Annotated in this window: 6 protein-coding genes; all 6 read right to left on the bottom strand. The window is 61.3% G+C overall.

Going from position 1 to position 12,244, the window contains the following annotated elements; translation table 11 throughout:
- Positions 1-30 precede the first annotated feature (30 nt).
- Complete coding sequence (gene fusA, locus GH681_RS14475; protein ID WP_153162191.1) at positions 31-2,124, bottom strand: elongation factor G; 2,094 nt, start codon at positions 2,122-2,124, stop codon at positions 31-33.
- Positions 2,125-2,242: 118 nt separating this feature from the next.
- Complete coding sequence (gene rpsG, locus GH681_RS14470; protein ID WP_153162160.1) at positions 2,243-2,716, bottom strand: 30S ribosomal protein S7; 474 nt, start codon at positions 2,714-2,716, stop codon at positions 2,243-2,245.
- A 33-nt stretch (positions 2,717-2,749) separates the two neighbouring features.
- The gene (rpsL, locus tag GH681_RS14465) at positions 2,750-3,127 is read right to left on the bottom strand and encodes a 30S ribosomal protein S12 (RefSeq protein ID WP_079432645.1); all 378 of its coding nucleotides are present in this window, start codon (positions 3,125-3,127) and stop codon (positions 2,750-2,752) included.
- 130 nt (positions 3,128-3,257) lie between these two features.
- Positions 3,258-7,469 carry a DNA-directed RNA polymerase subunit beta' gene (gene rpoC, locus GH681_RS14460; protein WP_153162159.1) on the bottom strand — a complete coding sequence of 1,404 codons (4,212 nt, stop codon included), beginning with the start codon at positions 7,467-7,469 and terminating at the stop codon, positions 3,258-3,260.
- Between the two features lie 45 nt (positions 7,470-7,514).
- Positions 7,515-11,645, bottom strand: coding sequence for a DNA-directed RNA polymerase subunit beta (gene rpoB / locus GH681_RS14455; protein WP_153162158.1), 4,131 nt, complete (start codon positions 11,643-11,645; stop codon positions 7,515-7,517).
- 200 nt (positions 11,646-11,845) lie between these two features.
- Positions 11,846-12,223: a 50S ribosomal protein L7/L12 gene (gene rplL / locus GH681_RS14450; RefSeq protein WP_153162157.1), complete on the bottom strand. Its 378-nt coding sequence runs from the start codon at positions 12,221-12,223 to the stop codon at positions 11,846-11,848.
- Positions 12,224-12,244: the final 21 nt, after the last annotated feature.

Raw genomic sequence — 12,244 nt, 5'->3', positions numbered from 1 at the left:
TTTTAGCTTCCTGATAGGTTTAAACGACAATTATTTCTTGTTGATGATGGCTTCGGCGACGTTCCGCGGAGCTTCGTTGTAGTGCTTGAACTCCATCGAGTAAGTCGCACGACCCTGAGTCAGCGAACGCAGCTGGGTAGCGTAGCCGAACATCTCGGCCAGGGGCACTTCCGCCTTGATTTCCTTGATGCCGCCAGGCAGGTCATCCATGCCCTGAACGATGCCGCGACGACCGGACAGATCGCCCATGACGTTACCCATGTAATCTTCAGGGGTTTCGACAACGACGGCCATCATCGGCTCGAGCAGAACAGGATTGGCCTTGCGCATGGCGTCCTTGAATGCCATGGACGCAGCCATCTTGAACGCGTTTTCGTTCGAGTCCACATCGTGGTAGGAGCCGTCGAACAGGGTGACCTTAACGTCAACAACCGGGAAGCCGGCCAGCACGCCGTTCGGCAGGGTTTCCTGCAGGCCCTTGTCCACCGCCGGGATGTATTCACGCGGAACCACACCGCCCTTGATGGCATCGACGAACTCGTAGCCCTTGCCCGGCTCGTTCGGCTCAAGCTTGATCCAGACGTGACCGAACTGACCACGACCACCAGACTGCTTGACGAACTTGCCTTCCTGCTCGACAGCCTTGCGAACCGCTTCACGGTAAGCAACCTGCGGTGCGCCGACGTTGGCTTCAACGTTGAATTCGCGCTTCATGCGATCGACGATGATTTCCAGGTGGAGCTCGCCCATGCCAGAAATGATGGTCTGACCGGACTCTTCGTCGGTACGGACACGGAAGGACGGATCTTCGGCAGCCAGACGGCCAAGCGCCATACCCATCTTTTCCTGGTCAGCCTTGGTCTTCGGCTCAACCGCGACGTGGATCACCGGATCCGGGAAGACCATGCGTTCCAGGATGATCGGGGCGCTGATGTCACAAAGGGTTTCACCGGTGGTGACATCCTTCAGACCCACAACAGCCGCGATGTCGCCGGCGAGCACCTCCTTGATTTCTTCACGGTCGTTGGCGTGCATCTGCAGCAGACGGCCGATACGCTCCTTCTTGCCCTTGACCGAGTTCAGCACCGAAGAGCCAGACTCCAGAACGCCGGAGTAAACACGGATGAAGGTCAGCTGACCGACGAACGGGTCGGTCATCAGCTTGAACGCCAGGGCGGAGAACTTCTCGCTATCCAGGGCGTGACGGACGACTTCCTGCTCGTTGTCATCCACACCAGCAACCGGCGGAATATCGACCGGCGACGGCAGGTACTGGATGACGGCGTCGAGCATGCGCTGAACACCCTTGTTCTTGAACGCGGTGCCGCACAGCATCGGCTGGATTTCGCAAGCCAGGGTGCGGGCGCGCAGACCGGCAACAACTTCCTCTTCCGCCAACTCGCCGTTCTCGAGGTACTTGTCCATCAGCTCTTCGGACGCCTCAGCCGCGGCTTCGACCATCTTTTCACGCCATTCGGCGGCGACGCCTTCCAGCTCGGCCGGGATGTCGCGATAGTCGAACTTCATACCCTGGGATGCTTCGTCCCAGAAAATGGCCTTCATCTTGAGCAGATCAACGACGCCGACGAAGGAATCTTCAGCGCCAATGGGGATGACCACCGGAACCGGGTTGGCGCTCAGACGGGTACGCATCTGATCGACGACCTTGAAGAAGTTGGCGCCGGAGCGGTCCATCTTGTTAACGAAGGCAAGGCGCGGAACCTTGTACTTGGTGGCCTGACGCCACACGGTCTCGGACTGGGGCTGAACACCGCCCACAGCGCAGTAAACCATGCACGCACCATCAAGAACACGCATGGAACGTTCAACTTCAATGGTGAAGTCCACGTGTCCCGGGGTGTCGATGATGTTGAAACGGTGCTCGGGGAAGGACTGATCCATGCCCTTCCAGAAACAGGTCACGGCAGCGGAGGTAATCGTGATGCCACGCTCCTGCTCCTGAGCCATCCAGTCGGTCGTAGCGGCACCGTCGTGCACTTCACCGAGCTTGTGGCTCACGCCGGTGTAATAAAGGATGCGCTCGGTGGTAGTCGTCTTCCCGGCGTCGATGTGTGCGGAGATACCGATGTTGCGATAGCGCTCGATAGGAGTCTTGCGTGCCACAGGCCTAACCTTGCCTTCCTGAATTTGCGAAGCCACGGATCAACCCACGACTTCGTACTGATACTTTACAAATAAATCGAGCCCCTTTCAGGGCCCGACTTCGATTGCGCCTGAGAAATCAGAAGCGATAGTGCGAGAAAGCCTTGTTGGCTTCCGCCATGCGGTGCACTTCTTCACGCTTCTTCATCGCGGCGCCACGGCCTTCGGCGGCCTCGAGCAGCTCGCCAGCCAAGCGCTGAGCCATGGACTTCTCGGAGCGCTTACGGGCAGCTTCGCGCAGCCAGCGCATGGACAGCGCCATACGACGAGCCGGACGAACTTCAACCGGAACCTGGTAGTTGGCACCACCAACACGGCGGCTCTTCACTTCGACAACCGGACGCACGTTGGAGAGCGCAGCGGAGAAGACCTCCAGCGGGTCCTTGCCGCCGCCCTTGGCGACGATGGTTTCGAAGGCGCCATACACGATGCGCTCGGCGACAGACTTCTTGCCGCTTTGCATGATGGCGTTGATGAACTTGGAAACATCCTGGGAACCGAATTTCGGATCCGGCAGGACTTCACGCTTGGGTACGTCACGGCGACGGGGCATGATTGACTCTCGCTATTCTTTGAATGCCGACAATTAAGACTTCTTCGGGCGCTTGGCACCGTACTTCGAGCGGGACTGCTTACGATCCTTGACGCCCTGAAGGTCAAGGGAGCCGCGCACGATGTGGTAACGCACACCCGGCAAATCCTTAACACGGCCGCCGCGGATCAGAACAACAGAGTGCTCCTGGAGGTTGTGACCTTCACCGCCGATGTACGAGATGACCTCGAAACCGTTGGTCAGACGAACCTTGGCCACCTTACGCAGCGCGGAGTTCGGCTTCTTCGGAGTCGTGGTGTAAACGCGGGTGCAGACACCACGCTTTTGCGGGCAAGCCTCGAGCGCGGGAACCTTGCTCTTGGAAACGGGCGCTTGCCGGCCCTTACGAACGAGTTGATTAATTGTTGGCATAGCTAAGAATTTCCCAAAACACCGAGGCAGCCCGACAGGACCGCCTCGGATGGTTATTCCGGCTGCGACTGACTACGATTGGCCAGTCCGCAAAAAGAGGCCGGAGTATATCTTCTTCGTCAAGTTTTCGTCAACCGGCTTGTTGCGCGTTCTCGGTTTCGGAAACTTCCGGCTGGGGCGCCCAGGCATGACCTTCACCGAGATCCTCGCCAATCGCCTGCGACTTGCGGTTACGGTGATAGGCAAGGCCGGTACCGGCCGGAATCAGACGACCGACGATGACGTTCTCCTTCAGGCCACGCAGCTCGTCGCGCTTGCCAAGAATGGCAGCCTCGGTAAGCACACGGGTGGTTTCCTGGAAGGATGCGGCCGAGATGAACGAGTCGGTGGACAGGGACGCCTTGGTGATACCCAGCAGCAGGAAGCTGTAGCTGGCGGGCAGCTTGCCTTCGGCAACAACCTTGTCGTTCTCGTCCAGCACTTCGGCGCGCTCGACCTGCTCTTCACGGATGAAGCCGGTATCGCCCGGATCGGTGATGACCACGCGACGCAGCATCTGGCGAACGATCACCTCGATGTGCTTGTCGTTGATCTTCACGCCCTGCAGACGATAGACGTCCTGAACTTCGTCGATGATGTAACGGGCCAGGGCCTCGACGCCCTGCAGACGCAGGATGTCGTGCGGATCGGCGGGACCATCGACGATCAGTTCGCCCTTGTTCACGACCTGACCGTCGTGGACCATGACATGCTTGTCCTTCGGGATCAGGAACTCGTGGACCGTGCCATCCGGCTCGGTGATCACGAGGCGCTGCTTGCCCTTGGTATCCTTGCCGAAGGACACGGTACCCGTGACCTCGGCCAGCACACCTGCATCCTTCGGCGCACGGGCTTCGAAGAGTTCCGCCACACGCGGCAGACCGCCGGTAATGTCGCGGGTCTTCGCGGATTCCTGCGGGATACGTGCAAGCACGTCACCCACGGAAACCTGCTGACCATCCTTCACGGTGATCAGCGAGCCGACCTGGAAGGTGATGGACACGGCGTGGTCGGTGCCGGCAATGCGCACTTCCTCGCCAGTTTCGGTGAGCAGCTTGACCTGCGGGCGCACGCCCTTGGAGGTGCTGGCACCACGACGCTTGGCATCGATCACCACGAGGGTGGACAGGCCGGTCACTTCGTCGATCTGCTTCGCGACGGTGACACCCTCTTCCACGTTCTCGAACTTCACGAAACCGGCGTATTCGGTAATGATCGGACGAGTGTGCGGATCCCACGTGGCGAGCTGGGTGCCGGCCTTGATGGCCAGACCTTCGTCCACCGACAGGGTCGCGCCGTACGGGATCTTGTGACGCTCACGCTCACGTCCGAGTTCGTCGGCGACCACCACTTCGGCGGAACGGGAGATCACGATCTTCTCGCCCTTCGCATTCGCCACGTAGCGCATGTTCTGGGTGAAGCGGATCACACCGGCAGACTTCGCCTCGACGGCGTTGGCCGCGGCAGCCCGGGATGCAGCACCCCCCACGTGGAAGGTACGCATGGTGAGCTGGGTACCCGGCTCGCCGATCGACTGGGCCGCGATGACGCCGACGGCTTCACCGGCATTCACCAGCGAACCGCGGCCGAGGTCGCGACCGTAGCACTTGGCGCACAGACCGTAGCGGGTTTCGCAGGACAGCGGAGTGCGCACGCGCACTTCGTCGAGGCCCACGCTCTCGATCTGGTCGACCATGTCTTCGTCGAGCATGGTGCCCGCTTCGATCAGGGTCTCCTGAGTATCCGGATGAACCAGATCATCGGTCGTCACACGGCCGAGGATACGGTCGCGCAGCGGCTCGACGACTTCACCACCTTCGATCAGCGCCTTCATCAGGAAGCCGCTCTTGGTGCCGCAATCGTCCTCGATGACCACCAGATCCTGGGTCACATCCACCAGACGACGGGTGAGGTAGCCGGAGTTCGCGGTCTTCAGCGCTGTATCCGCGAGGCCCTTACGAGCGCCGTGGGTCGAGATGAAGTACTGCAGAACGTTCAGGCCTTCACGGAAGTTCGTGGTAATCGGGGTTTCGATGATCGAGCCGTCCGGCTTCGCCATCAGGCCCCGCATACCGGCCAGCTGACGGATCTGGGCGGCAGAGCCCCGGGCGCCGGAGTCGGCCATCATGTAGATGGAGTTGAAGGACTCCTGCTTGACGGTGTCGCCCTTGCGGTTGACCACGTCTTCCTGACCGAGCTGGTCCATCATCGCCTTGGCGACCTGGTCACCGGCGCGACCCCAGATATCCACAACCTTGTTGTAGCGTTCGCCGTCGGTCACGAGACCGGAGGTGTATTGCTGGGCGATCTCCTTGACTTCCTGCTCGGCGGCGTGGATCAGCGGGTGCTTGAGTTCCGGCACCAGCATGTCCTTAACCGCGATCGAGATGCCAGCGCGGGTGGCGAGGCCGAAACCGGCCTGCATCAGCTTGTCGGCAAACACGACGGTCGCCTTCAGGCCGCAGCGGCGGAAGGATGCGTTGATCAGCTTGGAGATTTCCTTCTTCTTCAGGGGCTTCTGCAGCACGCTGAAGGGCAGGCCAGCCGGCAGGATCTCGGAGAGGATCGCGCGGCCGACGGTGGTCTCGTGGCGGGTGATCTTCTCGATGGACTCGCCTTCCGGGCCGAGGTCCCATTCCTTCAGGCGGACGATGACCTTGGCGTGCAGTGCCACCTGACCGGATTCGTAGGCGCGCTTGACTTCGCCCACGTCGGCAAAGGCCATGCCCTCGCCCTTGGCGTTCACGCCTTCACGGGTCGCGTAGTACAGGCCCAGCACGATATCCTGGGACGGCACGATGATCGGCTCGCCGTTGGCGGGGGACAGCACGTTGTTGGAGGCCAGCATCAAGGTGCGGGCTTCCATCTGCGCTTCCAACGACAGCGGGACGTGGACGGCCATCTGGTCACCGTCGAAGTCGGCGTTGAACGCCACGCAGACCAGCGGGTGCAGTTGGATCGCCTTGCCTTCGATCAGGACCGGCTCGAACGCCTGGATACCGAGACGGTGCAGCGTCGGCGCACGGTTCAGCATGACCGGATGCTCGCGGATCACCTCTTCGAGGATGTCCCACACCACCGGCTCCTGGCTTTCGACCATCTTCTTGGCCTGCTTGATGGTGGTCGCGAGACCCATCAGCTCGAGCTTGTTGAAGATGAAGGGCTTGAACAGCTCGAGCGCCATCAGCTTCGGCAAACCGCACTGGTGCAGCTTGAGCTGCGGGCCCACGGTAATCACCGAACGGCCGGAGTAGTCGACGCGCTTACCCAGCAGGTTCTGACGGAAGCGACCGCCCTTACCCTTGATCATGTCGGCCAGGGACTTGAGCGGACGCTTGTTGGCCCCGGTCATGGCCTTGCCGCGACGGCCGTTGTCGAGCAGGGAGTCGACCGACTCCTGCAGCATCCGCTTTTCGTTGCGGACGATGATCTCCGGCGCCTTCAGCTCGAGCAGACGCTTCAGACGGTTGTTCCGGTTGATCACACGACGGTAGAGGTCGTTCAGATCGGACGTGGCGAAACGGCCGCCATCCAGCGGAACCAGCGGACGCAGGTCCGGCGGCAGCACCGGCAGGACTTCCAGGATCATCCAGTCCGGCTTGATGCCGGAGGACTGGAAGGCCTCGAGCACCTTCAGGCGCTTGGAGATCTTCTTGATCTTGGCTTCGGAACCGGTGGTTTCCAGCTCGGAACGCAGCTTCTCGATCTCGTGCGGGAGATCCAGCGAACGCAGCATTTCACGGATGCCTTCGGCACCCATCAGCGCGGTGAAGTCGTCGCCGTATTCCTCGACCTTGGCCAGATAGTCGTCTTCCGACAGGATCTGGGCGCGGTTGAGCGGGGTCATGCCGGGATCGGTGACCACGTAGGCTTCGAAGTACAGCACGCGTTCGATGTCGCGCAGGGTCATGTCGAGCACCATGCCGAGACGGCTCGGCAGGCTCTTCAGGAACCAGATGTGGGCAACCACCGAGGCCAGCTCGATGTGCGCCATGCGCTCACGGCGAACCTTCGAGAGGGTCACTTCGACGCCGCACTTTTCGCAGATCACACCGCGGTGCTTGAGGCGCTTGTACTTGCCGCACAGGCACTCGTAGTCCTTGACCGGGCCGAAGATCTTCGCGCAGAAGAGGCCATCGCGTTCCGGCTTGAAGGTCCGGTAGTTGATGGTCTCGGGCTTCTTCACCTCGCCATAGGACCACGACCGGATCGTCTCGGGAGACGCCAGGCTGATGGTAATGGCGTCGAACTCTTCCTCGTTCGGCAGGCTTTGCTTGAACAGATCAGCGAGCAAACTTTTCATCAATCACTCCATCCAGGGTGAGCACTCATCGATCGAACCAACCGCTCAGTAGCGGTCGAGGTCGATGTCGATTGCCAGAGAGCGAATTTCCTTGACCAGCACGTTGAAGGATTCCGGCATGCCGGCATCGATCTTGTGCTCGCCCTTGACGATGTTTTCGTACACCTTGGTCCGGCCGGTAACGTCATCCGACTTGACCGTGAGCATTTCCTGCAGCGTGTACGCGGCACCGTAGGCTTCCAGCGCCCACACTTCCATTTCCCCGAAACGCTGGCCACCGAACTGGGCCTTACCACCAAGCGGCTGCTGGGTGACGAGGGAGTACGGGCCGGTCGAACGGGCGTGCATCTTGTCATCGACCAAGTGGTGCAGCTTCAGCACATGCTTGTAGCCGACAGTCACCTGACGCTCGAAGGGCTCACCGGTACGGCCGTCGAACAGGTTCACCTGGCCGCCGGAAGGCAGGCCGGCGAGTTCGAGCATGGCCTGGATCTCGGATTCCTTGGCACCGTCGAACACAGGGGTTGCGAAGGGCACGCCCTTGCGCAGGTTCTCGGCCAGTTCGAAGATCTCGCCATCGGTGAAGTCGGACATGTCTTCCGGCTTGCCGTTGTCGTTGTAGATCTGGTTGAGCAGCGAGCGGACTTCGTCGGCGGTTGCCTTGGCGCGCACCATCTTGTCGATCTTGTTGCCCAGCCCCTTGGCGGCCCAGCCCAGGTGGGTTTCGAGCACCTGACCGATGTTCATCCGCGACGGAACGCCCAGCGGGTTCAGCACGATGTCCATCGGGGTGCCGTCTTCCATGTACGGCATGTCCTCGACCGGGACGATCTTGGAGACCACACCCTTGTTACCGTGACGGCCGGCCATCTTGTCGCCAGGCTGCAGGCGGCGCTTGACGGCGAGGTAGACCTTGACCATCTTCTGGACGCCCGGAGGCAGCTCGTCGCCCTGGGTGAGCTTCTTCTTCTTGGCTTCGAAAGCCAGGTCGAAGTCCTTGCGGGTCTTCTCGAGGGCTTCGCGGACGGACTCCATCTGGGCGGCGAGGGTTTCGTCGGCCATCCGGATGTCAAACCAGGTGTAGTGGTCGAGACCTTCCAGGTATTCCTTGGTGATCGCGGTGCCCTTGGCGAGACGCTTCGGACCGCCGTTGGCCGGCTGGCCGTTGATCATGCGCTCGATACGCTCAAAGGCGTCGCGCTCCACGATCCGCATCTGGTCGGCGAGGTCGGTCTTGAAGCCGCGCAGCATGTCGTCGATGATCGACTGGGCACGCTTGTCGCGCTCGATGCCTTCGCGGGTGAACACCTGGACGTCGATGACGATGCCGTTCATGCCGGAGGGCACGCGCAGCGAGGTGTCCTTCACGTCGGAAGCCTTCTCGCCGAAGATCGCGCGGAGGAGCTTTTCTTCCGGCGTCAGCTGGGTCTCGCCCTTCGGCGTGACCTTGCCGACCAGCACGTCGCCGGCTTCGACTTCCGCACCGATGTAAACGATGCCGGATTCGTCGAGGCGGGACAGCTGGGCTTCGCCGAGGGACGCGATGTCGCGGGTGATTTCCTCGGGGCCAAGCTTGGTGTCGCGGGCGACGACGGTCAGTTCCTCGATGTGGATCGAGGTGAAGCGGTCGTCGGCCACCACGCGTTCGGAGATCAGGATCGAATCTTCGAAGTTGTAGCCGTTCCAGGTCATGTAGGCGACCAGCATGTTCTGGCCGAGGGCCAGTTCGCCCATGTCGGTGGATGCACCGTCGGCGATCACGTCACCGCGGGCCACACGATCACCCACCTTCACCACCGGACGCTGGTTGATGTTGGTGTTCTGGTTGGAACGGGTGTACTTGATCAGGTTGTAGATGTCGACGCCGACTTCACCGGCAACGGTTTCATCGTCGTTCACCCGGATCACGATACGGTTGGCATCGACGTAGTCGACGATGCCACCACGCAGCGCCTGTTCCGCCGTGCCCGAGTCGACGGCCACGGTGCGCTCGATGCCGGTACCGACAAAGGGCTTCTCGGGGCGCAGACACGGCACCGCCTGACGTTGCATGTTGGCGCCCATCAGCGCGCGGTTCGCATCGTCGTGCTCGAGGAACGGGATCAACGAGGCTGCGACGGACACGATCTGGCCCGGCGCGATGTCCATGTACTGGACGGTGTCGGCGGTCGCCAGGGTGAATTCACCCTTGTTGCGGCAGGACACCAGATCGCCGGTGAGACGGCCGGCTTCATCGACTTCGGCGTTCGCCTGGGCGATGACGTACTGACCTTCTTCGATCGCCGACAGGAAGTCGATCTGCTCGGTCACGGCGCCGTCAGTCACCTTGCGGTACGGGGTCTCGAGGAAGCCGTACTGGTTGGTGCGGGCGAACAATGCCAGCGAGTTGATCAGGCCGATGTTCGGACCTTCCGGGGTTTCGATCGGGCACACGCGGCCGTAGTGAGTCGGGTGCACGTCGCGGACTTCGAAGCCGGCACGCTCACGGGTCAGACCGCCCGGGCCAAGGGCCGACACGCGGCGCTTGTGGGTGATCTCGGCGAGCGGGTTGGTCTGGTCCATGAACTGGGACAGCTGGCTCGAACCGAAGAATTCCTTGATGGCGGCGCTGATCGGCTTGGCGTTGATCAGGTCGTGCGGCATCAGGTTGTCGCTCTCGGCCTGGCCGAGGCGCTCCTTGACCGCGCGCTCAACACGCACCAGACCGGCACGGAACTGGTTCTCGGCCAGTTCGCCGACGGAACGCACACGACGGTTACCCAGGTGATCGATATCGTCGATCTCGCCGCGGCCGTTGCGCAGTTCGACCAGCACGCCGACAACCGCCAGGATGTCGTCGTTGGAGAGGGTGCCGACGCCTTCGCCGCCCATCGGGCCGACGCGCTCGTAGAAGCGCTTCTGCCATTCCGGCGCCTTGTCGTCCAGCTTCTCGGGGTAGGCGCGACGATTGAACTTCATGCGGCCGACGACCGACAGGTCGTAGCGCTCGGGCAGGTAGAACAGGCCCTGGAACAGCGCCTCGACGGCATCTTCCGTGGGCGGCTCGCCCGGACGCATCATGCGGTAGATCGCCACGCGCGCAGCCCACTGGTCGGCGGTTTCGTCGACGCGCAGGGTCTGGGAGATGTGGGAGCCACGGTCCAGATCGTTCAGGTAGAGGGTGGTGACCTGGGTCACGCCGGCGTCGCGGAGCTTGTCGAGGATGTCCTCGGTGATCTCGTCGTTGGCACGGGCAACCAGCTCGCCGTCCTGGCTCACCACATTGGTGGCCAGCACGCGGCCGAGCAGGAAGTCATCGCCAACATTGACCGTGTCGATACCGGCATTGGCCAGTTCGCGGATGTGCTTGGCGGTGATCCGCTTGTCCTTGGTGACGATGACCTTGCCGGACACGTCCACCACGTCGAACTTGGCGGCTTCGCCACGCAGACGATCCGGGACCAGCGCGAAGCTGGCGCCTTCGGACTGCAGCGTGAAAGATTCGAAGTCGTGGAAGGTCGCGAGGATCTCTTCCGGCGTCATCCCGATCGCCTTGAGCAGGATGGTGACCGGCATCTTGCGGCGACGGTCGACACGGAAGTAGAGGTAATCCTTCGGATCGAACTCGAAGTCCAGCCAGGAGCCGCGGTACGGAATGATCCGCGCCGAGAACAGCAGCTTGCCGGAAGAGTGGGTCTTGCCCCGATCGTGCTCGAAGAACACGCCGGGCGAACGGTGCAGCTGGGACACGATGACCCGCTCGGTACCGTTCACGACGAAGGAGCCGTTGTTGGTCATGAGCGGAATCTCGCCCATGTACACTTCCTGCTCCTTCACTTCCTTGATGGTCTCCTTAGCCGCTTCCTTGTCGAGGATGACCAGACGAACGCGGGCACGCAGCGGCGACGCGAAGGTCAGGCCGCGCTGCTGACATTCCTTCACGTCGAAGGCGGGTTCACCGAGATTAAACTGCACGAATTCCAGCCGGGCGTTGCCGCTGTGGCTGGTAATCGGAAAAATGGAATTGAAGGCAGCCTGAAGGCCCTGATTCGCCCGCACCGCCGGCGGGGTTTCCGCCTGCAGGAAGGATGCATAGGATTCAAGCTGAGTGGCCAGCAGATAAGGCACATTCTGTACGGCTGCGCGCTTGGCGAAGCTTTTACGGATGCGCTTTTTCTCGGTGTAGGAGTACGCCATAGATGCTCCGGGTCAGAGAAGTCGGACGTCAGAAGACAAAAGACAGCATTTCGGGCAGTTGATTCCGCGCAGATTGCGCTTTAACCTACTTCGAACGCTCTTTTTTGTCGTCTGGGGCGACGGATGCTGCAGACAACTGAAACTGAAAGCACAAAAGGGCCGATGCCGTAATGGCATCAGCCCCCAGGGCAAAGTCGAAATTACTTGATTTCGACCTTGGCGCCAGCGTCTTCGAGTTGCTTCTTGAGCGCTTCGGCGTCGGCCTTGGCGATGGCTTCCTTGACGGGCTTCGGAGCGCCATCAACGAGGTCCTTCGCTTCCTTCAGGCCCAGGCCGGTGACGGCGCGGACAACCTTAATCACTTCAACCTTCTTGTCGCCAGCGGCCAGCAGGATGACGTTGAACTCGGTCTGCTCTTCAGCAGCGGCAGCAGCAGCGCCACCAGCGCCAGGAGCGGCGACAGCCAGGGAAGCGGCGGAAACGCCAAACTTCTCTTCGAACGCCTTGACCAGGTCGTTCAGTTCCATCACGGTCATCGAGCCAACGGCTTCGAGGATGTCTTCTTTGGTAATTGCCATCTCAAAATACTCCAGTTCTAA

Origin of the sequence: Zoogloea sp. 1C4, assembly GCF_009469605.1 — a bacterium.
Classification (GTDB): domain Bacteria; phylum Pseudomonadota; class Gammaproteobacteria; order Burkholderiales; family Rhodocyclaceae; genus Zoogloea; species Zoogloea oryzae.
This window is presented reverse-complemented; position numbering and strand designations above follow the sequence as displayed.